At 69.0% G+C, this 25,021-nt stretch carries 28 protein-coding genes; 17 read left to right on the forward strand and 11 right to left on the reverse strand.

Going from position 1 to position 25,021, the window contains the following annotated elements; all coding sequences use genetic code 11:
- Window positions 1-9 precede the first annotated feature (9 nt).
- From EGT67_RS17365 to EGT67_RS17375, 3 genes are all read left to right on the forward strand, one after another.
- Window positions 10-717 (forward strand): class II aldolase/adducin family protein, encoded by a 708-nt coding sequence (locus EGT67_RS17365; RefSeq protein ID WP_127917338.1) that lies wholly within the window; start codon window positions 10-12, stop codon window positions 715-717.
- A 23-nt stretch (window positions 718-740) separates the two neighbouring features.
- Window positions 741-1,688 carry an ABC transporter substrate-binding protein gene (locus EGT67_RS17370; protein WP_127917339.1) on the forward strand — a complete coding sequence of 316 codons (948 nt, stop codon included), beginning with the start codon at window positions 741-743 and terminating at the stop codon, window positions 1,686-1,688.
- Window positions 1,689-1,780: 92 nt separating this feature from the next.
- Entirely contained in the window at window positions 1,781-2,650 is an 870-nt protein-coding gene (locus EGT67_RS17375; protein WP_206612427.1) for a spermidine synthase, read from the forward strand.
- 32 nt (window positions 2,651-2,682) lie between these two features.
- Here EGT67_RS17375 and EGT67_RS17380 read toward each other — a convergent pair whose 3' ends face one another.
- Together EGT67_RS17380 and EGT67_RS17385 are read right to left on the reverse strand one after the other, a co-directional pair.
- Complete coding sequence (locus EGT67_RS17380; protein ID WP_127917341.1) at window positions 2,683-3,078, reverse strand: SdpI family protein; 396 nt, start codon at window positions 3,076-3,078, stop codon at window positions 2,683-2,685.
- 46 nt (window positions 3,079-3,124) lie between these two features.
- Window positions 3,125-3,895 (reverse strand): enoyl-CoA hydratase/isomerase family protein, encoded by a 771-nt coding sequence (locus EGT67_RS17385; RefSeq protein ID WP_127917342.1) that lies wholly within the window; start codon window positions 3,893-3,895, stop codon window positions 3,125-3,127.
- A gap of 150 nt (window positions 3,896-4,045) precedes the next feature.
- On the opposite strand from EGT67_RS17385, the gene EGT67_RS17390 reads away from it, so the two are divergent.
- Complete coding sequence (locus EGT67_RS17390) at window positions 4,046-4,972, forward strand: SPFH domain-containing protein (protein ID WP_127917343.1); 927 nt, start codon at window positions 4,046-4,048, stop codon at window positions 4,970-4,972.
- Window positions 4,973-4,983: 11 nt separating this feature from the next.
- Window positions 4,984-5,184, forward strand: coding sequence for a type II toxin-antitoxin system antitoxin (locus EGT67_RS17395; RefSeq protein ID WP_127917344.1), 201 nt, complete (start codon window positions 4,984-4,986; stop codon window positions 5,182-5,184).
- A gap of 51 nt (window positions 5,185-5,235) precedes the next feature.
- Here the strand turns inward: EGT67_RS17395 and EGT67_RS17400 are convergent, their stop codons facing one another.
- Window positions 5,236-6,234 (reverse strand): MBL fold metallo-hydrolase, encoded by a 999-nt coding sequence (locus tag EGT67_RS17400; protein WP_127917345.1) that lies wholly within the window; start codon window positions 6,232-6,234, stop codon window positions 5,236-5,238.
- Window positions 6,235-6,350: 116 nt separating this feature from the next.
- Entirely contained in the window at window positions 6,351-6,629 is a 279-nt protein-coding gene (locus EGT67_RS25545; protein ID WP_241566091.1) for a GNAT family N-acetyltransferase, read from the reverse strand.
- A gap of 211 nt (window positions 6,630-6,840) precedes the next feature.
- Between EGT67_RS25545 and EGT67_RS17410 the strand changes: the two genes are divergently transcribed.
- Genes EGT67_RS17410 through EGT67_RS17420 form a run of 3 tightly spaced genes read left to right on the forward strand, consistent with a single transcriptional unit; the run spans window position 6,841 to window position 8,014 of the window.
- Window positions 6,841-7,290: a DUF6325 family protein gene (locus EGT67_RS17410; protein ID WP_127917346.1), complete on the forward strand. Its 450-nt coding sequence runs from the start codon at window positions 6,841-6,843 to the stop codon at window positions 7,288-7,290.
- 18 nt (window positions 7,291-7,308) lie between these two features.
- Window positions 7,309-7,599 carry an SHOCT domain-containing protein gene (locus EGT67_RS17415; protein ID WP_127917347.1) on the forward strand — a complete coding sequence of 97 codons (291 nt, stop codon included), beginning with the start codon at window positions 7,309-7,311 and terminating at the stop codon, window positions 7,597-7,599.
- A gap of 37 nt (window positions 7,600-7,636) precedes the next feature.
- Window positions 7,637-8,014, forward strand: coding sequence for an SHOCT domain-containing protein (locus EGT67_RS17420; protein ID WP_127917348.1), 378 nt, complete (start codon window positions 7,637-7,639; stop codon window positions 8,012-8,014).
- Between the two features lie 595 nt (window positions 8,015-8,609).
- Here the strand turns inward: EGT67_RS17420 and EGT67_RS17425 are convergent.
- The 4 genes from EGT67_RS17425 to EGT67_RS17440 form a co-directional block, all read right to left on the reverse strand.
- On the reverse strand, window positions 8,610-10,040 hold the full coding sequence (locus tag EGT67_RS17425) for a hypothetical protein (protein WP_127917349.1): 1,431 nt from the start codon (window positions 10,038-10,040) through the stop codon (window positions 8,610-8,612).
- A 16-nt stretch (window positions 10,041-10,056) separates the two neighbouring features.
- Window positions 10,057-10,464 carry a DUF7144 family membrane protein gene (locus EGT67_RS17430; RefSeq protein WP_127917350.1) on the reverse strand — a complete coding sequence of 136 codons (408 nt, stop codon included), beginning with the start codon at window positions 10,462-10,464 and terminating at the stop codon, window positions 10,057-10,059.
- A 160-nt stretch (window positions 10,465-10,624) separates the two neighbouring features.
- Window positions 10,625-12,043: a T3SS (YopN, CesT) and YbjN peptide-binding chaperone 1 gene (locus EGT67_RS17435; RefSeq protein WP_127917351.1), complete on the reverse strand. Its 1,419-nt coding sequence runs from the start codon at window positions 12,041-12,043 to the stop codon at window positions 10,625-10,627.
- 123 nt (window positions 12,044-12,166) lie between these two features.
- The gene (locus tag EGT67_RS17440; RefSeq protein WP_241566092.1) at window positions 12,167-12,865 is read right to left on the reverse strand and encodes an NUDIX hydrolase; all 699 of its coding nucleotides are present in this window, start codon (window positions 12,863-12,865) and stop codon (window positions 12,167-12,169) included.
- A 61-nt stretch (window positions 12,866-12,926) separates the two neighbouring features.
- Between EGT67_RS17440 and EGT67_RS17445 the strand changes: the two genes are divergently transcribed.
- On the forward strand, window positions 12,927-13,907 hold the full coding sequence (locus EGT67_RS17445; protein ID WP_127917352.1) for an ADP-ribosylglycohydrolase family protein: 981 nt from the start codon (window positions 12,927-12,929) through the stop codon (window positions 13,905-13,907).
- On the forward strand, window positions 13,904-14,413 hold the full coding sequence (locus EGT67_RS17450) for an O-acetyl-ADP-ribose deacetylase (protein ID WP_127917353.1): 510 nt from the start codon (window positions 13,904-13,906) through the stop codon (window positions 14,411-14,413). The genes EGT67_RS17445 and EGT67_RS17450 overlap by 4 nt, the downstream gene beginning before the upstream one ends.
- Window positions 14,414-14,502: 89 nt before the next feature.
- Here EGT67_RS17450 and EGT67_RS17455 read toward each other — a convergent pair whose 3' ends face one another.
- Complete coding sequence (locus tag EGT67_RS17455) at window positions 14,503-15,651, reverse strand: helix-turn-helix transcriptional regulator (protein ID WP_127917354.1); 1,149 nt, start codon at window positions 15,649-15,651, stop codon at window positions 14,503-14,505.
- 438 nt (window positions 15,652-16,089) lie between these two features.
- On the opposite strand from EGT67_RS17455, the gene EGT67_RS17460 reads away from it, so the two are divergent.
- The 4 genes from EGT67_RS17460 to EGT67_RS17475 all read left to right on the forward strand — a co-directional run bounded on the left by EGT67_RS17460 (window position 16,090) and on the right by EGT67_RS17475 (window position 19,471).
- Complete coding sequence (locus EGT67_RS17460) at window positions 16,090-16,488, forward strand: hypothetical protein (protein ID WP_127917355.1); 399 nt, start codon at window positions 16,090-16,092, stop codon at window positions 16,486-16,488.
- Window positions 16,489-16,575: 87 nt separating this feature from the next.
- Window positions 16,576-17,337: a (Fe-S)-binding protein gene (locus tag EGT67_RS17465; protein WP_127917356.1), complete on the forward strand. Its 762-nt coding sequence runs from the start codon at window positions 16,576-16,578 to the stop codon at window positions 17,335-17,337.
- Complete coding sequence (locus EGT67_RS17470) at window positions 17,334-18,848, forward strand: LutB/LldF family L-lactate oxidation iron-sulfur protein (protein WP_127917357.1); 1,515 nt, start codon at window positions 17,334-17,336, stop codon at window positions 18,846-18,848. The genes EGT67_RS17465 and EGT67_RS17470 overlap by 4 nt, the downstream gene beginning before the upstream one ends.
- Entirely contained in the window at window positions 18,845-19,471 is a 627-nt protein-coding gene (locus EGT67_RS17475) for a LutC/YkgG family protein (RefSeq protein ID WP_127917358.1), read from the forward strand. The genes EGT67_RS17470 and EGT67_RS17475 overlap by 4 nt, the downstream gene beginning before the upstream one ends.
- Here EGT67_RS17475 and EGT67_RS17480 read toward each other — a convergent pair.
- Window positions 19,465-20,196, reverse strand: coding sequence for a FadR/GntR family transcriptional regulator (locus tag EGT67_RS17480; protein ID WP_127917359.1), 732 nt, complete (start codon window positions 20,194-20,196; stop codon window positions 19,465-19,467). The two genes, EGT67_RS17475 and EGT67_RS17480, sit on opposite strands and share 7 nt — an antisense overlap.
- Window positions 20,197-20,245: 49 nt before the next feature.
- The gene (locus tag EGT67_RS17485; protein ID WP_127917360.1) at window positions 20,246-21,913 is read right to left on the reverse strand and encodes an L-lactate permease; all 1,668 of its coding nucleotides are present in this window, start codon (window positions 21,911-21,913) and stop codon (window positions 20,246-20,248) included.
- Window positions 21,914-22,128: 215 nt separating this feature from the next.
- Between EGT67_RS17485 and EGT67_RS17490 the strand changes: the two genes are divergently transcribed.
- From EGT67_RS17490 to EGT67_RS17500, 3 genes are read left to right on the forward strand one after another with little or no spacing between them, the layout of a single operon-like run.
- A complete protein-coding gene (locus EGT67_RS17490; protein WP_127917361.1) occupies window positions 22,129-22,881 on the forward strand; it encodes a (Fe-S)-binding protein in 753 nt (250 codons plus the stop codon).
- Window positions 22,878-24,392, forward strand: coding sequence for a LutB/LldF family L-lactate oxidation iron-sulfur protein (locus EGT67_RS17495; RefSeq protein WP_127917362.1), 1,515 nt, complete (start codon window positions 22,878-22,880; stop codon window positions 24,390-24,392). The genes EGT67_RS17490 and EGT67_RS17495 overlap by 4 nt, the downstream gene beginning before the upstream one ends.
- Entirely contained in the window at window positions 24,389-25,012 is a 624-nt protein-coding gene (locus EGT67_RS17500; RefSeq protein ID WP_127917363.1) for a LutC/YkgG family protein, read from the forward strand. The genes EGT67_RS17495 and EGT67_RS17500 overlap by 4 nt, the downstream gene beginning before the upstream one ends.
- The last annotated feature ends 9 nt before the right edge of the window (window positions 25,013-25,021 follow it).

A 25,021-nucleotide genomic window follows, 5' to 3' on the forward strand; every position in this document is an offset into this window, starting at 1 on the left:
AGAATCCCCATGACCAGCACCGAGCTTCGCATCACCCCGGCCGTCGAGGCGTTCGTCGACGACGCCCGCCGGGCCGCCGACACCGCCTTCCGGGTGTTCCGCGAGACCGGCACCGTCTCGGCCAACGGCACCGTCAACTTCGTCGAGCGCGTGCCCGGCGAGGAACTCGCGGTCGCGCTCAACGAGCCCGGTCCGTGGGCCGAGGACCGCGGCGCCAAGCCGATCCTCGCGACGTTCGACGGTGACGTCCTGGCCGGTGACGGGCCGGCCGGGTTCGTCACCGGCTACGCCAAGGTGTTCCGCGAGCACCCGGAGATCACGTCGATCGTGCACGTCCACACCCCGTGGCTGGGCGGCTGGGCGCAGACCCACCGCACGCTGCGCATCAAGTACGCGGCCTCGCAGCGCCTGACGCTCTCGCGTGACATCCCGCCGCACATCGACCGCAGCCAGGCGCCCGGCGACTTCATCCTCGACCGCCTGGTCGACGACCCCGATCTGGTGGCGATCTTCGAGGCCAACGGCGGCGTCAACGTCATCGGCCGCGCCGGCCTGCTCGAACTCGCCAAGTTCGTGGTGCTGCTCGAGGAGGGCGCGCAGTACCAGGCGCTCGGCGAACTCGTCGGCGGCACCGTCGACTTCGACAAGACCAACCTCGTCGCCCAGTGGGGCCGCAGCGGCCTGCTCGACGAGGCCCGCCGCCGCGGACTCGTCTGAGCCGGGCAGTCAGGAGCATTCCCATGACGATTCGCATCGGATACTTCCCGAACAACAACTCGCTGTTCGCGCTGCGCCACAACGGCCTGCTCGAACTCCGCCTCCCGAACGTCGAATGGGTCGACCTGCGCGACCTGCCGCCGACGCCGCGCGTCGATCCCCGGCACGGGTTGCCGACGCTGCACTCGGACTGGCTGTTCGAGGACGGCGGCTACGACGTCATCGGCACCGGCTTCACCCCGCCGATCACGGCGCTCGGTCAGGGCCGGGACCTGGTGTACGTGGGCATCTCGGGTCCGCGTGTCGAGAACGGCCGGTTGGTCACCCTCGCCGAGTCGGGGATCCGCACCGTCGCCGATCTGCGCGGCAAGCGGGTCGGCGTCGCGCACGGGTCGTGGCAGACCACCCTCGCGCTGCTCGCGTTGGACCGGGAGGGGCTGACCTGGTCGGACATCGTCCCGGTCGACGTCGACGTCGACCGCGGCGGTGCGGCGCTGCGGGCCGGGGAGATCGACGCCTGGGTCGGCGCCTATCCGGGGCTGGCCGAGGTGGAGGCGGTCGCGAAGGTGCGCACCCTCGTCGACACCGACGGCCTGTTCAGTCACCCCTCGCTGTGGTTCGTCCGCCGCGATTTCGCCGAGAACCACCGACCCGAGCTCGAGGCGATCGTCGCGGCCCTGCAGGAATCGGACGCCTGGATCGTGGCGAACCCCCGGGAAGCCGCCCGCTTCTTCGTCGAGGACGCCGAAAGGAACGGCGGCACCGCCGATCTCGACCGCTGGGAGGAGGCGCTGCGCGGCCGGCCGTTCGGGATCGGTGCCGTGACCGAGGAGTTCCTCGACGAGCAGCAGCGCGCGGCCGACCTGCTGCACGCCAACGGTCTGCTGCCGCAGGCGGTGTCGGTGCGCGACGCCGTGCTGCCGTGGATCGGTGAGGTGGTGGAACGGAGTCGGTCCGTCACCGCGGTGTGATCCGGCGGCCGTCCCGCCCTGTTCCACCGGCTACCCTTGTCGTCGAGCGTCCGCGTCGGTTGCGGTGCGCGTGAACAGCAGGGATGGCGTCGATGGGCAGGCAGCGGGGCGGCCGCAGGAGTGAGGGCCGCGACCCTCGCGGCGACGGTGGTCCCGTCGCCGGAACCTACGAGATCGACACCGGAACGTGTGAGCTCGAGGAGGATCCGTTCGACCAGCAGAGCTGGATCGTCAAGATCAACGGTGAACCCAGTTCGCACATCGACCTGGCCGATCCGCAGACTCTGGCCTTCGACTACATGCGGTGGATCTCCGAACTGGTTCGTTCCCAGTGGGATTCGTCGTCGAGGCTGCGTGTGCTACATCTGGGTGGCGGGGCGTGCACACTCGCGCGGGCGTTCGCGTCCCTGTATCCGGAGGCGCGGCAGGTGGTCGTCGAACTGGACGGACGCCTCGCCGTGCTGGTGCGGGAATGGTTCGACCTGCCCCGCGCCCCGCTCCTGCGCGTGCGGGTGGGGGAGGCCCGCGCCGTCACGGAGACCCTGACCGACGACAGCCGCGATCTGGTGATCCGCGACGTGTTCGCGGGCCGCAGCACCCCGCGGGCGCTGACCACGCTCGAGTTCACCCGGCAGGCGCGCCGCGTCCTCGCGCCCGGCGGGATCTACGTCGTCAACTGCGGCGACACCCCGGACCTGCGCGGCGCCCGGGCGGAGGCCGCGACCATCGGCACGGTGTTCGAGCACACCGCGATCATCGCGGACCCGGCGATGCTCAAGGGCCGGCGCGACGGCAACGTCGTCATCGCCGGCAGCGACGTCCCGATCGGGACGTCGTCGGCACTGGCCAGTCGGGTCCTGGGCGGTGGCACCCAGGCGCACGTGTGGCAGGACGAGCAGGTCCGCAGGTTCGCCGAGTCGGCGAAGGTTCTGCGCGACGACGCCGCGTACACGACCGAATGACCGGGATGCGCGTGGTGGCCTGACCGGAGGGGCTAGGACGTTTCGGCCTCGGCCTCGGTCTCGGTTTCGGCGTCCAGTGGGGCCGCCTTCACCGCCCGGATCCCGAGCCACGCGCCCATTAGGGTGAAGCCGAGCAGGCAGGCCGCGCCGATGGCGCCGAGTGCCGTGAGCATCGATTCCGGCATCGGGGCCAGCGCGCCGAGGCCGGCGAGGATCGAGAGCCCTCCGCCGATTGCGGTCCACGGCTTGCTCACCCGATGCGCGGTGGACCACGCGTCGTCGCTGTACATGGTCGTCGGGGTGCGGATGCCCAGATAGGGATTTCGGCGCAGACGGCCACTCGCCGCCGCCCGAGAGGTCCACGCGATCACGGCGCCGCCGATGACGAACGTCAGGCACAGGGCTATCCGCAATCCGATCGGGTCCATACCGCCACGCTAGATCACGAACGCACCGAATCGGTCGATCCCGGCATCAGGTGAGTCGGTCGGTGCGCCGCCTCTCCGCGAACGCGGTCAGTGCCTCCCGGTTCGCCGGTCCACCCAGCATCTCGCGGAAGCAGGCATTCTCCCGCTCGCGGGCGGCGGCGATCTCGGCGCGGCGCGGTTCGGTCATGGTCTTCTTGACCGCGATCAAGCTCGAAACGGGCTTGGATGCAAGAATTTCGGCGTGGGAGCGTGCCACGTCCATGAGTTCGCCGGGCGCGCACACCCGCCACGCCAGGCCCATCTCCACGGCCCGGTCCGCGTCGATCCACTCCGAACTCATCAGCGCCCAGGCGGCGTTCTGCCTGCCGATCAGCGCCGGCATCAGGACGCTCGACGCGGCCTCGGGAGCCACACCGAGGTCGGTGAACGGGTACCTGAGGCGGGCCGCGCTCGACACGAACGTCAGGTCGGCGAAGCCCAGGATCGTCGCCCCGGCCCCCACCCCGACCCCGTTGACCGCGCAGATCAGCGGCTTGGGGAAGTTCGCCAGCGCATCGATCATGCCGTGGAAGCCGTGCCTGCCGCGCCGGAAGTCGGGGTCGGTCGTGAGGGCCTGCATCTCGCGGAGGTCGGCGCCGGCGCTGAAGGCGCGGCCGTTGCCGGTGAGCATGACGACCGCGACGTCCGGGTCCTGCGCGGCCGCCAGCAGGGCCTCGGTGGTGTCGTCGCACAGGGCTTCGTCGAATGCGTTGAGTGCCTCGGGGCGGTCGAGGGTCAGGGTCCGCACGCGGGCGCGGTCGTCGACGAGGATGCTCATCCTCAGCACACTAGAACGTATTTCAAGTTCGTGGGGCGTTTGCCGCGACGGGGGCGTCGGCGATCCGGCGATTGCCTAAAAAGTGATATCACTTTAATATCTGTTTCGGCGGTACGCGTCGAGGCGGGCCGCGCCGACGAGGAGGGCACGATGACATCGGTAACCGAGTTCGCTCCCAGGGATGCGATCGATTCGACGGGGGTGGAGGAGCGTCCGGGCTGGTCCGCGAACGGGTGGCCGTTCGCGATCGGCGGACTGCTGGCGCTCATCGTCGGCGCCGGTCTGATCGCCGCCGGGATCTTCCTCGGGTCGGACCCGAACATCGCGCTCATCGTCGCCGGGGGAGTACTCGTCTTCGTCGCCCTCGACGCCCTCGTGGGACTCGTGCTCGTCGAGCCCGGCCAGGCCCGGGTCCTGCAGTTGCTGCAGGGGTCGTATGCGGGCACGCTGCGCGAGAACGGTCTGCGCTGGGTCAACCCGCTGAACACCCGGCGGGCGATCTCCACGCGAATCCGCAACCATGACACCGGCAAGGCGAAGGTCAACGACGCGGACGGCAATCCGATCGAGATCTCCGCGGTCATCGTGTGGCAGGTGCGCGACACCGCCCGCGCCATGTTCGACGTCGACGACTTCGAGGAGTTCGTGGCGGTCCAGACCGAGGCCGCGGTGCGACACATCGCCGGCAGCTACCCGTACGACGGCGACGGGACGTCGATCTCGTTGCGGCAGAACGCGGACGAGATCACCTCGCGGCTGTCCGACGAGGTGGGCGAGCGGGTGCGGTCCGCGGGCGTCCAGGTGATCGAGTCGCGCATCAACCAGCTCGCGTACGCCCCGGAGATCGCGCAGGCGATGCTGCGCCGACAGCAGGCCGGAGCCGTCATCGCGGCGCGCGAGCAGATCGTCCACGGCGCGGTCGGCATGGTCGCCTCGGCGCTGGAGCGGCTCGAGCGCGAGCACACCGTCGAACTGGACGAGGAACGCAAGGCGGCGATGGTCTCGAACCTGCTCGTGGTGCTGTGCGGCGACCAGAGCGCACAGCCGATCGTCAACACCGGAACCCTCTACCAGTAGGCTGCGCCGTCATGGTCGAACGCAAGAAGGTGCTGTTGCGCCTCGACCCCGCGGTGCACGACGCGCTCGCACGATGGGCCGCAGACGAACTGCGCAGTACCAACGCACAGATCGAGTTCCTGTTACGGCGAGCGCTCGACGACGCGGGACGGGCGCCGTCGAACGCCGAGCGGATGCGGCGCCCGGGGCGTCCGCGCAAGGACGAGGAATAGAGACGCAGACGGGGCCCGGCGGCGAACCGCCGGGCCCCGTCGCGTTCTCGGTCAGCTGCGGGCGAACCGCGCAGGCTCGGTGCCGGGAACCGCGGCGACCTGCCCGCGGGCGACCAGGTGCCGCAGGTGGGCGGCGGCCTCCGACAGCGCCATGCCCTTCGCCATCGGGTGGAACTTGTCCCACGGCCGGTACCACTTCATCCGCTCGGCCACCTGCCACACGGTGATCTCGTCGTCGGCGAACGCCTCGTAGAGATGGTCGAGGCGTTCCTCGTGGTGATCGATCAGTTCGCCGGCACGGCCCGCCACGTCGAGGATCGGGACACCGTGCGCCCCGAGTCCGCGGGTGATGTCCATCTTCTGCACGCGGCGCAGCGACTCCATGAACTCCGCGAGCGCGTCGCGTTCCTCGAGCGGGTACTCGAAGTTGCCGACGTGCGGCGTGGTCTTCTGCAGCACGTGGTCGCCGGTGAACATGACGTCGGCGTCCTCGAGGTAGAAGCACACGTGGCCGGGGGTGTGGCCCGGCGTGAACACGGCCCGCAGGTCGCGCCCGGTGAGGGCGATCAGTTCGTCGTCGACGAGGATCCGGTCGGGCGCCGACTCCGGCCCGACGGGCGCGTCGCCCTCGGCGGCCCGCGCGAACGCCTCGCGGTCGGCGAGCGGAGCGCCGGCGCGTTCGAGATTGGCCAGGTGGTAGTCCATCCACTCCTGGTCCCGGCCGGACGACATCTTCTCGAACATGTCGTGATCGGCCTCGTGCATCGCGATCCACGCGCCGGACGCCTCCCGTACCCGCCCGCACAGACCCGTGTGGTCGGGATGGAAGTGGGTGAGCACGACGCCCTCGACGTCGGCCACCGAGTGCCCGATCGACTCGAGGCCCGCCGTCAGGCCGTCCCAACCCTCGTCGCCGTCCCAGCCGGCGTCGACGAGGATCAGGCCGCCCGGCGACTCCATCGCGTACACGAGGGTGCTGCCCAGCGGGTTGTGGGACATGGGGACCGTGATCTGGAAGATGCCATCACCGATGGCCGAAGCGCCACTCATATACGCAACCTCGTTGGTTAGATGAAGAACCCGTTCTACCTATGACGTCATAGTTACCCGCAGCCGCGTCCGCGCGGGTGAACGGGTCCCACTTATCGGTACGGGGCGGTGCGGGACTAGGCGACCAGGTCCGCGTACTCGGGGTGCGTGGCGACGTACTTCTCCACGTAGGAGCACGACGGCACGATCTTGAAGCCCTGTTCGCGGGACCTGTCGAGGGCCGCCTTGACCACCTGGCCGGCCAGGCCCTGCCCGCGGAAGTCCGGGTTCGTGACGGTGTGCCCGAAGTCCCGCACGCCGTTCGCCTCGACGTAGTCGGCGTACCCGGCGAGGGCGTCGTCGACGTAGATCTCGAACCGGTTGTCGTCCGCGTTGTGCTCGATCCTGTTCGCCACGGCCGGGCTCCTTTCGTTTTGCTTACGATCGCACGTTACCTGGGTACAGCACCGGCGCAGGGACCGAATATTCCCGCAGACCGGCCCGCGCCGCCTGCGCCGATGCGATACTGATCTCGCATCTACGAGCGGCTGACGATCGCGCCGGATCCGGCGTCGGGTGGGCCACCCCTCGTTTCGGGTCCGCCGCCTCGGGAAGTGAGGGCGTGCGGTGAACGACACGGAACTCGACGAACTCGGACCCATCGACTATCTCGTGGTGGAATTCCCGGCTGACCGGAAACCGGACGGATCGGCTCTGCCGCACCTGCGCGACCTCGTCGAGCGGGGCATCATCCGCGTGCTCGACCTGGTGTTCGTCCGGAAGGACGCCGACGGCGCCTTGGCCGGAATCGCAATCGAGGACCTGGGTTTCGAGGGCGGGATCGACGTGACACTGTTCGCGGAGGCGGCGTCGGGCCTGCTCGACCGGTCCGATCTCGAGGAGGCCGCGGCCGTCCTCGAACCGGGTTGCGCCGGCGCGGTCCTGGTCTACGAGAACTGTTGGGCCGCACCGTTCGCGGCCGCACTGCGACGCGAGGGCGCCGAGCTCGTCGCCTCGGGGAGGATTCCCATCCAAGGCGTGCTGTCGGCGCTCGACGCGCTCGACGACGCCAGCTGAGAGATCGAGGAGCGCATCATGCCTGGACTTCTGAGAGGTGTAGCCCGGACCGCGGTGGTCGCCGGAACCGCGACGGCGGTATCCAACCGAGTGTCGCGTCGTCAGGGACAGCGCTGGGCCGCACAGGAGCAGCCCCCGCAGTACCAAACCCCGCCACCGCCACCGCCCGCCCCGCCGGCTCCTCCCGCGCCGGGCGCGGGACCTGTCGACCGCATCGAGGCCCTCAAACAACTCGGCGAGCTCAAGGCCCAGGGGGTCCTCACCGAGGAAGAGTTCGCCGCCGAGAAGGCCAGAATCCTGGCTTCGTGAGCGGTGCCCGGTCGACAGGGAGAGACGGAGCCGAGAGATGGACAGCTTCTGGGAGTTCTTCTGGGTGGTCCTGGCGTGTTTCGCGTTCGGCGCGTACTTGATCGTGCTCTTCGCGATCTTCGCCGATCTGTTCAGGGATCACGAGACGCGGGGATGGGCGAAGGCGGCGTGGATTCTCTTCCTTTTCGTCGTGCCGTTCTTCTCGGCGCTCATCTACCTGATCGTCAGGGGACAAGACATGGCGCGCCGCTCGCGTTCCGCGTCCGAACGGCTCGCGGAGAGCCAGGACGCGACCGCCCGGCGGATCGTGGGCAAGTCTCGCGCCGAACAGATCTCCGACGCCCAGAGACTGCGGAGCGCCGGCGTCATCAGTGACGAAGAGTTCGCGGCGCTCAAAGCCAAGGCCCTTTCATAACTGCCTTCGGGCCCCGAACTACCGACGCCGAGTCGGCAATTCGGTGTTGGATGTGCGCACATCCATGGCGATGGTCGACTCGTGCGGTCCGGCATGGGTGAACAGCACTCAGATCGTCGGGCTCGGCCGCGGGATCACCGTTTTCTCAGTAGTAGCAGTACCCACCAAGCTCACACGGGACGTTCCGCATGAGCCAGATCCGAGTCGATTCGGGCAGGAACCAGAGCGTCCACCAGATGGGTGCGAAGTCCATCATCATCTCCCCTCAGGGCAGTGCCCGCCGAAGTCGCACGGGATCACGGCCCAGATCATGCGCCGCCACTCCCACGGCAACGGTGAGTGACCACATCGAGCTACCAGGGATCACGTGTAACCCCCAGGGTGTCTGACCGCCCCGACCCTGTCTGGTCAGGCTGGACCTCAGGGTGGCCGAACGGAAGGTTTGAATGGACATCCACTCGACCAGGTCCTGCGGAACCAGATGCGCCGTCGCGCCGCCCTCGACGGCGATGCACACGACCGTCGGGTAGTCCATGACCGACTCGGGTAGTCGGAGTGTGCGGAGACGGGCGGCCTGTTCCTCGGGGTTCGTACTCTAGCTCGACTCGGTCTCAGGCTCTTGGCCGGCGACGGCTTCCGCGCCGTCGGGAGTGCCGCTGTCGGGCGGCCCGCCGGCCAGAACCGGACGGATCAGGACCTCGAGCGCCAGGAGGGCGAGCAGTCCGATGAGCACGATCCACAGCACCACGAGACCGGTGGGGTAGCGCCAGAAGACCAGCAGCAGAGCGGCGACCCCGATGATGAGGCACCGCAGCGGAACTCGTGCCTGGGCGGCCCACCGTTCCACCGTGGTCGGCGTCCGGCCGGGTGTGGGGTGGCGGGCGATGTCGAGTCCCCGGCCGAATCCGCGCCGCACGAACGTCGCCGACGACGAGCCACCGATCAGGTACGCGCCCAGCGCGATCACGAGGCCGAACACCGCGACGGCCCGCAGGGTGGTCCGCAGCGGCACCAGGACGGTGTCGATCACCGCGGTCGCGGCATCGGGTGAGAGGACGTCCGGCGGAACCTCGTTGAGGTAGATCGCGCGCCCGATGAGGATCCCGATCGCCAGGACGAGCATCCCCAGGGCGATCGACAGCCCCGCGAGCGACAGCGTGTGCAACCGACGTCCGCTGGGTGCGACGGCGACGGCAGCGGCCGCGCACGCGATGGTCAACCAGGGCAGCACGGCCGAGACCTTGTCCAGGGCGTTGACCGCGCGCTGCGCCTTCACGAGGTCGGGCGACTGGAACAGCACGAACTGCTTGTCCACGGTCGGAATCTTCTCGGCGAACGTGAAGCCGCGGTCGGTCAGTTCGGTGCGCACGTTGTCGATGATCGTCGCGAGCGAGATGCTGACGGTGCCGCTCTCGTCGACCTCGACCGAACTGGGCCCGTAGTTGCCCGTCACCACCGACACGAGTGCGGTGTGTGCGGTGCGGTTGGCTTGAATCCAGAGGTCCTCGAACTGTTGTGACTGGACGAACGTGGTCACGGTGTCGCTGATGAAGCCCTTTGCCTGCCCGGCGATCACGGGCCCCAGCCCGGAGAGGATCTGATTGACCCGAGGGGCGTTCTCGGCCAGGTTCGAGGCGTCGGTGAGCGCCGTCAGCGCCTCGGTGGTGAGTGCTTCGACGTCGACGCGGTCGAAGATCTCGTCCGTGATCTGGTTCGAGATCTCCGCCTGGATCGCCGGATCCTCGCCCAGCGGTGCGACGGTGGTGACGTACCGATCGGTGTCGAGGATCTGACTGCGGGTGAACCGGGATGTCACCGAAACGATGGACAACACCGCCACCAGCACGAGCAGGATCGTCACCGCGATCCACCGCATGGTGTGTCGCGGGGCGCGTGCGACCGTCTCCGGTGCGGCGGTGGTGGTTTCGGCGACCTGCGTGCGCAGTGCCGTCACCTCGTCGCGCAACCGGAGGAGTTCGGCGCGTTCGTTCTCGTCGAGCGGCCGGGTGCCGTTGCCGTTGTCCATCGTTATCCCGTCCAGGTCACACCTTCTCGGGGTTCCAGGTGGTCACTGCCCAGATCACGACGGTGTTCAGCGCGATGATCAAGATCGCCCACAACGGGTAATACGGCAGCCACAGGAAGTTCACGATGATCGACACGGCACAGACCACCACCGCGCCGACCCGCGCCCACGTTGCGCCCGTGAACAACACGGCACCGATGATCGCGACGATGGCACCGAGCACGAGGTGGATCCATCCCCACGCGGTCACGTCGAACTTGTAGGTGTACTCGAGGCCGACGACGAACACGTCATCCTTGGCCACAGCGGAGATTCCCTGGAGGAACTCGAGCACGCCGGCGGTGACGAGGAGGACGGCGGCGCCCATCGAGGTTCCCTTGGCGACGCTCTGTTGGACGATCGAGTCCTCTGGTTTCTCTGACATGACCCTTCCTTTCCTCGAGGTCCGAAATGGTCTGGCGAGACTCATTGTCCCCCCGCGGGGCCGTCACGGCACCGCGTTCGGCACACGGGTTTTTCGTGGGTTTCGTCGGCGCCGCACGGGATCCGGTGGTGGGATCAGTCGCCGGCCACCGGATACGGGGTCACTCCGCGCCCCTCGCGGTGTGGTCCGGGGGTTCGATCGTGTTGGTGTCGAACAGGGTCGGCCCGGCCGAATCGCCGAGAAGGTCCAGTTGGTCGGGTTTGGCGGCCGTCGGCGCCGCACGCGGAGGGTCCGGCAGCGCGATCACCCGGAGCGCCTCGCGCAGCGACTCGTGAGTCTGCGCCCACACCCGGGCCTCGCAGTCGCAGACGTCGGCTTCTTCCGAATCGTCCTCGGTGCGGGCAGTTCTCGCGGACTCGCGCCAGCTGATCTCCTGCTCCTTGGTGATCCTCAGGTACTCGAGAACCGCATCGCGGTCGTGACCGCACACCGCCGCGACCTCGTGCGCGCTCAGCGCCCCGGTGCCGTTCGGGTCGAGATGGAGCAGCGTCATCAGCGCCGCGGGTAGGTCGGCCTCGTCCTCCTCGCCGCCGGCGGCATCGTCGGGGAAACCCTCGTCGGCGTCGACGTCGGCCCGATACAGCCCCTCGGCGAACCGCGAGCCGTCGAATCGTGTTGCGAACCCCGCGTCGATCGTGGGCACGAACTTGCCGAACTGGTCGAGTGCGTCGATGAGATGGCGCGGCACGAACGGGTTCCCGGAGATGTCGATCGACGCATTGAGCCGGTCGTCGTCCAGCGTGAAGCGGATGCCGGGCCAGCGCCGTGTGAGGTCGCAGATGTTCTCGGCGGCCCGGGTGCGCCCCGCAACCGCGTACAGCAGCGGCATCCACACCCGCACGAGCGGCCGGTCGGGATGCGAGATGACGAACACCGGTTGGTCGTCGAGTCTCAGGACGACGTCCCCGTCCTCGTCGAGTTCAGGCGGGAACCCCATGGCCTGTTCGACGGTGCGGGCGACGAGCTCGCGGAGCTCCTGCGGATCGCGGGCCACCACGGCCGCCGAGTCGTCGAGACCGGGGTGCTCGGGTTCGGCGTCGGTGGTGTCGGCGCCGGTCAGGTCGGCCCCCTCGAGGGTGCCGATCATCTCGGTGCGCAGGAAGCTGGGATGCGGGACGTTCCAGATCTCCCGCAGGGTCGTGACGGTCATCGCCGCGATCTGATCGGCCCAGCGCTGCTCCTTGTCGACGAAGAACGCGGGTGAACCGTCGTCGGGATCCTCGTGGGGCAGGTGCGTCGGACGGCCCCATCCCAGCGCGCACAGTCGGTCCTCGTCCTCCGGTGCGAGGGTGTACAGCGGCGCGAGGTAGGCGTTGGACGACACCTCGGCGCGCACGAACTCGTTGTCCCACAGCAGGAACTGCATCCACGGCGTGAATCCCTCCACGGTGGACTCCTCGATCCAGTCGAGGATCAGGACGTCGTCGTTCCGCATCGCGGAAAGATGGTCGGCGAGCTTGTGCTGGAAGGTGATCCACGACCGGTCGACGGCCTCGTCGAAGCTGGTGATCTCGAACATGTGCCCCCCTGTCTGTCGGGCCCGAATGTCACGGGGCGAGTGCCGCAGCGGCGCTCGTCTCGTGTCGGGTTCAACGTAGCGCGACGGACCGACAAGTCCGGTACGGCAGGCCGGTCGGGGGCGTCAATCCGTGAGCAATCCCGCGGCGCCGGCGGGAAGTTCGTCGTCGCCGCGGCGCCGGAACAACTCGGCCGGGCGCCCCGCGCCGCTGCTCGACATCCGTCCGGTCGGTTCGATCGCGTCGATGACGAGGCGCCGGAACGAATCCTTGGGCAGCGACCGGTCGAACACGGTCTCGTACAGGCGTCGCAGTTCGAGCACCGTGAACGAGTCGGGCAGCAGATCGGACGGGTCGACCCGGCGGGCGTACCGGGCCCGCAGATCGTCGACGGCGCGCGACACCATGTCGGCGTGGTCGAACGCCAGCGGCTCGCTCGCGACGCGCCCGTCGAGGCGGACCAGTTCGGCGTCCGACGGCAGTTGCTCGCGGGGCAGCGTGGCGCCGTGCGCCATCGACAGCACCCAGCCGCGGTCGTCGCGGTCGGGCGCGTCGAACATCGCGAGTTGATGGAAGTCGGCGCCGACCAGTCCGGCCTTGGTGCTCAGCGCCCGCTCGGCCGCGTCGGCCAGGCGCTCGCCGGGCCGCAGGAACGATCCGGGTAGTGCGAGTCCGCCGCGGGGCCGGCCGACCACCAGGACGTGCAGTCGGCCTGTCTGCACGGTGAGGACCGCGACGTCGACGGCCACCGACGGACGGGGGTAGTCGGTGAGTGCCTTCCCGTCGGCGTCCCGCCACTCGGATTCCGTTGCGCGCCCGATCACCCTTGCAGATTAGCGCAGTGCCGATCTAATATTTAGCGCGAAAACGATCCAAAGGAGTTCGATGAGGTTGACCGAGGAACGCGCCGATCGCGCCGCGGGGGTACTGCTCGCCACCGCCGCGGGCGATGCGCTGGGTGCCGGCTACGAGTTCACGACGCCGGCGTCAGGCGCGGTGATCGACATGATCGGTGGGGGAATCGGTGCGTTCGCCCCAGGGGAGTGGACCGACGACACCTCGATGGCCCTCGCGATCGCCGAAGTCGCCGCGACCGGTATCGACATCGCGGGTGGTCCGGGGTTGGATGCCGTTGCGGCGCAGTTCGTCCGGTGGTACGACTCGGAACCGGCCGACATCGGGAACCAGACGTCGGCGGTGTTGTCGCGGCGGCCCGCGTCGGCCGACGAGATGCGGCAGATCGCGTGGTCGCTGCCGGGACGCAAGGGCGGGAACGGCTCGCTCATGCGAACGGCCCCGGTCGCGCTGGCCTACCTCGACGACGCCGAGGGATGCGTGCGGGCGGCGCGGGCGATCGGCCTGCTCACCCACCACGACGAGCGTGCGGTCGAGGCGTGCGAGATGTGGACCCACGCGATCCGGCACGCCGTCCTGCATGGCACGTTCGACGGAGTCCGCGGGTACCTGGACGGCGCATCGGCGGGGACTCGCGGCTACTGGGCGCCGCTGCTCGACACGGCCGAACGCGGCACGCCGGCCGACTTCCCGAACAACGGGTGGGTCGTCGACGCGCTGCTCACCGCGTGGTGGGCGATCACCACCACGATGGATACGGGCGCGGCGTCGGACACTGGGCACCTGCAGCGCGCACTCGAACAGGCGGTGCGTGCCGGTCACGACACCGACACCACCGCGGCGATCGCGGGCGGTCTGCTCGGGGCGCGGTGGGGTGCGTCCGCCGTCCCGGAGCGGTGGCGTCGGATGCTGCACGGCTGGCCGGGCTACCGGGCGGACGACCTGGTCCGCCTGGCCGAGAGCGCCGCGCGCGGCGGCGCCACCACGACGACACCGGAGGAGCACGCATGACCGTCATCGACATCGTCCAGGGCGACATCACCACGCAGCGGGTGGACGCCGTCGTCAACGCCGCGAACTCGTCACTGCTCGGCGGTGGTGGGGTGGACGGTGCCATCCACCGCCGCGGCGGTCCCGCGATCCTCGCGGCATGCCGCGCGCTGCGAGCGACCACCCTGCCCGACGGCCTGACCGAGGGCGCGGCCGTCGCGACCACCGCGGGGGAGTTGCCCGCGAACTGGGTGATCCACACCGTCGGGCCGCGCTACTCCCAGCAGGAGGACCGCAACGAGGTGCTGCGGTCGTGCTACCGGCGCAGCCTCGCGGTTGCAGACGAACTCGGCGCCGTGACGGTCGCGTTCCCGCTCATCTCGGCGGGCGCATTCGGATGGCCCACCGGTGACGCGGTGCAGCAGGCCGTCACCGCGATCCGGTCCACCCCGACGAAGGTCGGGATCGTCACGCTGGTCGCCTTCGATCCGGTGGTCGCCGACCTGATGCGCCGGGCGGTCGGCTGATCGCCGTAGCTGAAGGGACCGTTCATGCGCTCGCAGCGCACGTCGGGTCCCTTCAGCTGACGGGCCCGAGTTCTCGGAACCGTTCGACGCTACGGCCCGGGATTCCCCGCCGGGCCGATGGACAGAAGGAGTCGGACGAGTTCGGCCTGGCGGTGCGTGGTGGTCTTCTCGAAGATGTGCTGAAGATGGGTTCTGATCGTGGTGGTCGAGACGGACAATTCCTCGGCGATCGGCCTCAACCCGTCGCCCTGAGCGACCCGTAGCGCGACCTCTGCCTCCGTGCTGGTGAGCGCGTACAGCCGGCGCAACATGGCGGTGTCCAGTCTGGGCACGCGATCGGGGTCGTCGATCACCACCAGTGCGGTGGCCTTCGCTGTGTCCAGCCAGACGGTCGCCTCGACGGTCTCCGGGCTGAGCGGGATCACATGGACTGCGTACTCGCATCGCCCGGACGGGCGAGGACAGGAGACCGAGCCTCCGGCGGGAACACCGTCGCCGTGTGGGTCCAGCGCGCGGTAGGCGAGGGAGCGGAGTTCTCGATCGGAACGTGTGACGGACGCCGAGACGGATCCCTGAGCATCGAGGTGCAGGCCGTCGTCGGAAGCGAAGATTCTCTCGGCTGCCGCGTTGAGGTGCAGAATCCGCGTGTCCGATCCGATGATCGCGATGCCCCGCGACACCTGTTCGAGCGCCGCGGACAGGTCGCGTTCGCTCTGCTCGAGGTCCGCGAGCCTGGCTTGGGTGCGAATCGCCTGTTGCAGGTGTGGAATCAACTGTCGGAACGACGAAAGCCGATCGGTGGTTCCGAACGGCTCCGCGCCGCGCTCTGCGGCAACTCCCAGCCACACGGTGTTGCTCCCGCTCGTCAGGCGGACGAACAGGCCGTCCTCGAAACGATTGGGGCGGCACCAGTCGGCATAGAACTCCGTGTGCATGTTGGGGTAGATCAACTCGGTCCCGGTGTGTATCCGGCCGATCGGGGCCCTCACCACGGCGTCGGCCACGTAGTCGAGTCGGCCGTAGTACTCGTTGTAGGTCGCCAGCGCCGAAGGCTCACCACCGACCTGCCGGAGCATGGTGTCGACTCGCGGCTTGCTCGTCGCCGACGTCACCAGGCCGGACCCGCGGCCGTCGAAGGCGCGCACGAGGCCGCGGAGTACCGAATCCCACTGCCCGGGAGCTACGGCCGTCGCGTAGATCGCGGACACAAGGCGGGAGAATTCATCGACTCTGATCATCGACCGCCCCTTGCGGAGGTCGGGTGCACAGCATTCGTCCTTCGATTATCGCCGATTTCGTCTGTTTGCACGAGGTCGAATTCGGTATCGAGTGATTTTCTGGATCTGGGCCTTCCCGACCAATCCGATTGCATCCGCTTTCGGGACGATCATGGACCCATGTCCTCCCGAAGCGTCGAGGGAGTTGCGATGGAAACCTATGAAAACCATTATGGGACAACCCTTCCGGGTGAATATTTCCGGTGTGCCTCACGTCGGATACCGACGCCGCCGCCACGCTGGAATCCGGCCCGGTCGCTTGCATTGCAGTCGTCAACCATTACCAATTGCGGTCCTCAGTCTGCGAATCGCGCCTTCGAGTGACCCGCCCCACTAGAGGTGAGAATTGTGACGTACGCCACTATGCCAATAAATGCGACAGTTCGCGACCGTGCCTATTTGCCGGCCACCCATGTCCGGACTCGGTGGACCGTCGCCCGATGGGCGATCAGTTCTGTCGGAATCGCTCGGGTTCTCTACGGCATCCTCCCCCTGGCACTCCTGGCCAACGGGTTCGAGGCGGGTACCGGCATCGCGACGGCAGTGCTCGCGACCATCGGGGTCGGGTTCGTCGTCCAAGGCGCCGCTATGACAGCGCTGGCGAGGATGCTCTCCGACATCGACGCCGCCGTGATCATCTCGGTCGCGCTCGATGCACTCGTCACCGTCCTCGCGATCTCGTCCATGGTCGCCGGATGGAACGACCTCACCGCCGCTGCGGGACTGGTCGTGCTCGGCGCGGTGGTGCTGGCCGGCGTCTCGGCCGTCATCGTCGCTATGACGTCCACGCAGTCCTGACGGTCCCGGGGCGAGTTCCGCGGTACTCGGGCGCCGCAGTCGGATCGGCGATAGCGTGATCGCTACAGACCGACTGCGGGAGGTCCCATGCGAATTGCCCTGTTCGCGACGTGTATCGGCGACACGCTCTTTCCCGAGGTGTCGAAGTCGACCGCGATCCTGCTCACCCGACTCGGGCACGAGGTGGTGTTTCCGCCCGGGCAGACGTGCTGCGGGCAGATGCACGTGAACACGGGCTATCAGCCCGACGCGCTGCCGCTGGTGGAGAACTACGCCGATAACTTCGGGGACGCCGCGATCGACGCGGTGGTGGCTCCATCCGGGTCGTGCGTGGGTTCGGTGCGGCACCAGCACGAGATCGTCGCTGCCCGGTACGGGAGCACCGCGCTGTGCGAGCGCGTGGAAACGGTGAAGGCCAAGACGTACGAGTTGTCGGAACTGCTGGTCGACGTGTTGGGCGTGACCGACGTCGGCGCCTACTTCCCGCACCGGGTCACCTACCACCCGACGTGTCACTCGCTGCGGATGCTGCGGGTCGGCGACAAGCCGCTGCAGTTGCTGCGCGCGGTCCGGGAGATCGACCTGGTCGAGTTGCCGGAGGCGGACTCGTGCTGCGGGTTCGGTGGCACGTTCGCGATCAAGAACGCCGAGACGTCGACCGCGATGCTGGCGGACAAGGTGCGCAACATCGGCGATACCGACGCCGAATTCTGTTGTGCGAGCGACTCGTCGTGCCTGATGCACATCGGCGGGGGCATGTCCCGGCTCCGGATGGGTGCCCGGACGATCCACCTCGCGGAGATCCTCGGCTCGGTCGAGGCCCGCGTTCCCACCGGGACGCCGGCATGACCGCCGTCGGTCTCGGGAATCCGGAGTTCCCGCCGCGCGCACCCGGCGACATCGGGTTCCTCCGCGGCGACGAGACGTTTCCGCAGGCCGCACACCACGAACTCGCGAATCCGCAACTGCGCCACAACATCGGTAAGGCGACGCACACGATCCGGGCCAAGCGGCTGAAGGTCACCGGTGAGTTGCCGGACTGGCAGGCGCTGCGCGCCGCGGGATCGGCGATCAAGGTCGACACGTTGAACCGGCTGCCGGAACTGCTCGAGCAGTTCGAGGCCGCGGTGACCGCGCGGGGTGGCGTGGTGCACTGGGCGGCCGACGCGATCGAGGCCAACGCGATCGTGGCGGAGTTGGTGCGGGAGACCGGCTCCGACGAGGTCATCAAGGTCAAGTCGATGGCCACGCAGGAGATCGGTCTCAACGAGTACCTCGAACAGCACGGCATCCACGCCCACGAGACCGATCTGGCGGAGCTGATCGTCCAGCTGGGGCACGACAAGCCGTCGCACATCCTGGTGCCGGCGATCCACCGCAACCGCGCGGAGATCCGGGAGATCTTCCTGCGCGAGATGGACGGGGTGGACCCCGATCTCGACGACGACCCGCAGCACCTGGCCGCCGCGTCGCGGAAGTTCCTGCGGCACAAGTTCATGACGGTGCCGGTGGCGATCTCGGGCACGAACTTCGGTATCGCCGAGACCGGCACGCTCGGCGTCGTCGAGTCGGAGGGCAACGGGCGGATGTGCATCACGATGCCGCAGACGCTGATCACCGTCATGGGCATCGAGAAGATCATCCCCACCTACGCCGACCTCGAGGTGTTCCTGCAACTGCTGCCGCGCTCGTCCACCGGCGAGCGAATGAACCCGTACACCTCGTTGTGGACCGGCGTCACACCCGGCGACGGGCCGCAGGACTTCCACCTGGTGCTGCTCGACAACGGCCGCACCGCCGCCCTCGCCGACGCGATCGGGCGGCAGGCGCTCAAGTGCATCCGCTGCTCGGCCTGCCTCAACGTGTGTCCCGTCTACGAGCACACCGGCGGTCACGCGTACGGCTCCACCTATCCCGGGCCGATCGGCGCGGTGCTCACCCCGCAGCTCACCGGCATGGAGGGCGCCGACGACCCCAACTCGTCGCTGCCGTTCGCGTCGAGCCTGTGCGGGGCCTGCTTCGACGCCTGCCCGGTCGAGATCGACATCCCGTCGCTGCTGATCGAACTGCGGCACCAGAAGGTGGAGCACAGCGGGTTCGGTGCCGAGGCCGCGGCGATGCGGGCCGCGTCGGTGGCGATGTCGTCGGCGGGGCGATTCTCGTTGGCGCAGAAGGCGGCCGGGCTCGGTCGGTTGATGGCGGGGAAGAAGGGCAAGATCTCGACGCTGCCGCCGCCGCTGAGCGGATGGACGTCGGCGCGCGACATCCAGGCGCCGCCCAAGCAGACGTTCCGGCGGTGGTGGGATTCGCCGGAGGGTCGGGCGGCGATCGACGCGGCGCGGAAGGAGGCACGGCGGTGAGTTCGCGCGACGAGGTCCTGCGGCGGATCCGGGGTGCCCTGGCCGTGGCCCCGCCGACCCCGATCGAGGTGCCGCGCGAGTACCGGGTGGGCCGCACGATGCCCGACGCCGAACGGCTAGACCTGCTGGTCGACCGCCTCGAGGACTACGGCGCGCACGTGCACCGGTGCGCCGCCCCCGAACTGCCGGCGACCCTGGCCCGGGTGCTCGCCGACGTGGGCTCCCGCCGGGTCGGTGTGCCTGCGGGACTGGACGATTCGTGGCTGTCCCGGTTCGACGGCGAGGTGGTGGTGGACGCGGCGGACATTCCCGCCCCCGATCTCGGAGACCTGGACGGCGTGGTGACGGCGTCGACGGTGACGTGCGCCGAGACCGGGACGATCTTCCTCGACGGCAGCCCCGACCAGGGGCGGCGGGCGCTGACGCTGGTGCCGGACCTGCACGTGTGCGTGGTGACCGTCGACAGCGTGGAGGTTGGGGTGCCCGAGGCGATGGCCCGCCTGGTTCCGGAACGGCCGACGACGCTCGTCAGCGGGCCGTCGGCGACCGTCGACATCGAACTCGAACGTGTGCAGGGTGTGCACGGACCGCGGAACCTGCACGTCGTGATCGTGGCTCAGTAGTCGCGGCGCACACCCTCGTAGTAGCCGGTGATGTGGTCGACGATCCGCTTCTGGGCGAGCGGTGCGTCGCCGCGGGTGACGGCCTCGACCAGGCCGCGGTGCTCGTGCCGCAGGCGGGTACACGTCGTCGGCCACGCCGTCGGATCCACGCCTTCCACGACATAGGACTCGATCGACGCGCGCAGCCCGGCCATCATCGCCGCGATCACCTGGTTGCCCGCCGCATCCGCCATCGCGACGTGGAACTGGGCGTCGAGGACCAGGAACTCGTCGGCGGTGAGCGTCGGCTCGTCCATCGAGTCGAGCAGTTCGACGGCGGTGGCCAGGTCCACCGACGGGGTGTGCGCGAGCGCGCGCATCACCTCCGATTCGAGGACCAGACGGGTCTGCACGACGTCGGACACCGGGAACCCGTGGGCGGCGACCTGCATCCGCATGAGCATCGTCATCCCGCCGGTGGGGCGGGAGACGATCATGGCGCCGGCGTTCGGTCCCGACCCGGTCTGCGCCTTGAGCAGGCCGAGGGCTTCCATCACCCGCAGCGCCTCCCGGACGGACGAGCGCCCGACGCCGAGATCGGCGGCGAGGGTGCGTTCGCCGGGAAGGCGCTGACCGGGCGACAGTTCCCCCGAGACCATCATTTCCTCGACCCGGCTGAGCACGTGCTCCCACGCGCGGGGATGCGCCGCGGGCGGCAGGTCGGTGGTCGGGGACTCGGACGTCATGACACGTCAGCCTAGGCCGTGCGCCGGTCGCGTCCGAGCCCCCGGGCGGTCACGGCAGCATCCAGTCCAGGACCGGGGTGGACTGCAGGTAGACGAGCGTGCACAGGATCAGCAGCATCGCCAGGCTGTAGCCGACGACCTTCCGCAGCAGAATCGGTTCGCTGCCCGGCTGCCCCACCGCCGTCGCCGCGATCGTCAGGTTCTGCGGGCTCACGAGCTTGCCGACCACACCGCCCGAGGTGTTGGCCGCGACCAGCAGGGTCGGGTCGATGCCAGCGTGCTGGCCGGCGGTCTGCTGCAGCTTCGCGAACAGCGCGTTGGCGGAGGTGTCGGATCCGGTGACCGCGGTGCCGAGCCAGCCGAGGATCGGGGAGAAGAACGCGAAGATCGCGCCGGTGCCGGCGAGCCACGTGCCGATCGAGACGGTCTGGCCGGACTGGTTCATCACGTAGCTGAGGCCCAGGACGGTCGCGACGGTCGCGATGGCCAGGCGCATCTTGACCACGGTGACCCCGAACGTGGTGACCGCGTCGCGGGCCGAGAGCCGGAACCGTCCGCCGCTGGTCCACAGCGAGTAGACGATCGTGACGATGATGCCGGAGATCAGCAGCAGGGTGCCGGGGTTCGACAGCCACGAGAACGTGTACACCGCGCTGGACGCCGGATCGCCGCTGCCGGTGATCAGGTTGCCGTACAGGCCGGGCCATTCGATCTTGCGATCGGTGCCGGTGAGCCACGCGGGGATGTCGACCCCGAGGGTCCACAGCTTGGCGATGCCGAACACCACGACCACCAGGAGGTACGGGAACAGCGCCAGGAACACGCGGGACGGGCCGAGGCGCTCGGGCTCGACCTGCGACCGCTGATCCTCGGGGGTCTTCGGCTTCCAGAACTGCAGCATGGTCACGGCGGCGGCCAGTCCCGCGAGGGCGGCGACGACGTCGGTGAGTTCGTACGAGAAGTGGGCCGAGCACCAGAACTGGGCCAGTGCGAACACGGCGCCGGTGACCAGCGCGATAGGCCATGCCTGCTTCATGCCGCGTCGTCCGTCGACGAGGAAGAGCAGCAGCAGCGGCACGAACAGCGCCAGGATCGGCGTCTGGCGGCCGACGACGGCGGCGATCTCGGTCGGCGGAATGTCGGTCAGGTTGCCGGCGGTGGTGATCGGAATCGCCATGGCGCCGAACGCAACCGGGGCGGTGTTCGCGACCAGGACCGTCACGGCCGCGCGGATCGGCGGCATCCCGATCGCGATGAGCATGGCGCCGGTGATCGCGACGGGTGCACCGAATCCGGCGAGCGCCTCGAGCATGCCGCCGAAGCAGAACGCGATCAGCATGGCCTGCACCCGCATGTCGCCGCGGCCCACCGAACTGAACACCCGGCGCAGATCCTCGAAGCGTCCGCTGACGACGGTCAGTTCGTAGAACCAGATCGCCGTCACCACGATCCACATCACCGGGAACAGGCCGAAGGTGATGCCCTGGAGCGCGGACAGGCCGGTCAGCGACGCCGGCATGTCGAAGCCGACGATCGCGACCAGGGCCGCGACGGCGAGCGCGCCGAGCCCGGCGTACCAGGCCTTGAGCTTGAAGCCGGCCAGCAGCACGAAGAACGTCGCGAGCGGGGCCAGGGCGACGAGTGCCGACGCGGTGAGGCTGCCGCCGACGGCATCGGTCGCGGGTGTGAAGGTCACCGCGAGGATCTCGGAATCCACATGAAACTCCTGGTTTGCGCCGGGTCGCGGCGTCTCGGGGAAGGCCTGCATCGACAGGTCCCTGTGGTCAGACCACAGCGACCGTACACGATGACCCCGGTCACATTCGAGGTCTGGACGAAAGTTGGTGCAGAACTGCGTCCGGGTTTGCGCCGACGCGCTGACCATGGCTTACTGTGGTCTGACCACATTCACGTTCGACCTCGGAGATACGCATGCGCATTGCGATGTTCGCCACGTGCCTGGGCGACACGATGTTCCCGAACGCGCCGCGGGCCACCGCGCTGCTGCTGACGCGGTTGGGGCACGAGGTGGTGTTCCCGCCCGGGCAGACGTGCTGCGGGCAGATGCACGTGAACACCGGCTACCAGCCCGACGCGCTGCCGCTGGTCGAGAACTACGCCGACACCTTCGGGGACGGTGCGATCGACGCGGTGGTGGCGCCGTCCGGGTCGTGCGTGGGGTCGGTCCGACACCAGCACGAGATCGTCGCCTCGCGGTACGGGACGTCGTCGCTGTGCGGCCGGGTCGAGACGGTGAAGGCCAAGACGTACGAGCTGTCCGAGTTGCTGGTCGACGTGCTCGGCGTGACGGATGTCGGCGCGTACTTCCCGCACCGGGTCACCTACCACCCGACGTGCCACTCGCTGCGCATGCTCGGCGTCGGGGACAAGCCGCTGCAGTTGCTGCGCGCGGTGCGGGAGATCGACCTGGTCGAGCTGCCGGAGGCCGACTCGTGCTGCGGCTTCGGCGGCACGTTCGCGATCAAGAACGCCGAGACCTCCACGGCGATGCTGGCCGACAAGATCCGCAACGTCGCCGACACCGGCGCCGAATTCTGTTCTGCCAGCGACTCTTCCTGCCTGATGCACATCGGCGGCGGCATGTCCCGGCTGCAGATGGGCACGCGGACGATCCACCTGGCCGAGATCCTGGCGTCGACGGAGAGCGTGGAGGTGACCGCATGAGCGGCGTTGCACTCGGGCTGCCGGCGTTCCCGCCGCGCGCCCCCAAGGGGGTCGGCTTCCTGCGCGGGACCGAGAAGTTCCCGGCCGCCGCGCACCACGAACTCGCCAACACCCAGCTGCGCCGCAACATCGGCAAGGCCACGCACACCATCCGCGCCAAGCGGCTGAACGTGACCGGCGAGCTGCCCGACTGGGAGGACCTCCGCGACGCCGGCTCGGCGATCAAGTCCGACGTGATGGGCCGGCTGCCGGAGCTGCTCGATCAGCTCGAGGCCGCGGTGACCGCGCGCGGCGGCACCGTCCACTGGGCCGCCGACGCGAACGAGGCCAACGCCATCGTCACCGAACTGGTGCGCGCCACCGGCTCCGACGAGGTCATCAAGGTCAAGTCGATGGCCACGCAGGAGATCGAGCTCAACGAGCACCTCGAGCAGCACGGCATCCACGCCTACGAGACCGACCTGGCGGAGCTGATCGTCCAGCTCGGGCACGACAAGCCCTCGCACATCCTGGTGCCCGCGATCCACCGCAACCGGTCGGAGATCCGCGAGATCTTCCTGCGCGAGATGGCCGACGTCGACCCGGAGCTGGACGACAACCCCAAGCACCTCGCCGCCGCGGCGCGGAAGTTCCTGCGGCACAAGTTCATGACGGTGCCCGTGGCGATCTCGGGCGCCAACTTCGGCATCGCCGAGACCGGCACGCTCGGCGTCGTCGAATCCGAGGGCAACGGCCGCATGTGCCTGACGCTGCCGCAGACGCTGATCACCGTGATGGGCATCGAGAAGGTGATCCCCACGTACCAGGACCTCGAGGTGTTCCTGCAGTTGCTGCCGCGCTCGTCGACGGGGGAGCGGATGAACCCGTACACGTCGATGTGGACGGGGGTGACGCCCGGCGACGGGCCCCAGGACTTCCACCTGGTGCTGCTCGACAACGGCCGCACCGCCGCCCTCGCCGACGGTGTCGGGCGCGAGGCGCTCAACTGCATCCGCTGCTCGGCGTGCCTGAACGTGTGCCCGGTGTACGAGCGCACCGGCGGGCACGCGTACGGGTCGACGTATCCGGGACCGATCGGCGCGGTGCTCACCCCGCAGTTGGCGGGCATGGACGGCAAGGACGATCCGAACTCGACGCTGCCGTTCGCGTCGAGCCTGTGCGGTGCCTGCTACGACGCCTGCCCGGTGAAGATCGACATCCCGTCGCTGCTGGTGGAGTTGCGGCACCAGAAGGTGCAGCAGTCCGGGTTCGGTGCCGAGGCGGCCGCGATGAAGGCGGCGTCGGTGGCGATGTCGTCGGCCAAGCGGTTCACGTTGGCGCAGAAGGCCGCCGGACTCGGTCGCATCGTGGCCGGGAAGAAGGGCAAGATCTCGACGCTGCCGCCGCCGCTCAACGGGTGGACCGAGGCCCGCGACATCCCGGCGCCCCCGAAGCAGACGTTCCGGCAGTGGTGGGACTCCGCCGAGGGACGCAACGCGATCGACCGAGCACGCAAGGAGGCGCAGCAGTGAGCTCACGCGACGTGATCATGGGCCGGATCCGGGACGCGCTGACGCTCGCGCCACCCGCCGCGGTCGAGGTGCCGCGGAACTACCGCACCGGACGCACCATGCCCGACGCCCAGCGCGTCGACCTGCTGGTGGATCGCCTGCTCGACTACAAGGCCGTCGTGCACCACAGCAGTGTCGCCGACCTGTCCGACGTGCTCGCCCGCGTGCTGGGCGACCTCGGCGCTCGCCGCGTCGGTGTGCCTGCGGGACTGGCGGATTCGTGGCTGTCCCGGTTCGACGGCGACGTCGTCGTCGACTCCCCGGACGTGCCGGCCCCGCGGCTGTCCGACCTGGACAGCGTCGTGACCGCGTCCGCGGTGTCGTGCGCCGAGACCGGCACGATCTTCCTCGACGGCAGCCCCGACCAGGGCCGGCGGGCACTGACCCTGGTGCCGGACCTGCACGTGTGCGTCGTGACCGTCGACAGCATCGAGGTCGGCGTGCCCGAGGCGCTCGCCCGCCTGGTGCCCGAGCGTCCGACCACGATGATCAGCGGGCCGTCGGCGACGTCGGACATCGAACTCGAGCGGGTCGAGGGCGTCCACGGGCCGCGGAACCTGCATGTGGTGATCGTGGGCTGAGGATTCCTC

The organism is Prescottella agglutinans (assembly GCF_004011865.1).
GTDB classification, from domain to species: domain Bacteria; phylum Actinomycetota; class Actinomycetes; order Mycobacteriales; family Mycobacteriaceae; genus Prescottella; species Prescottella agglutinans.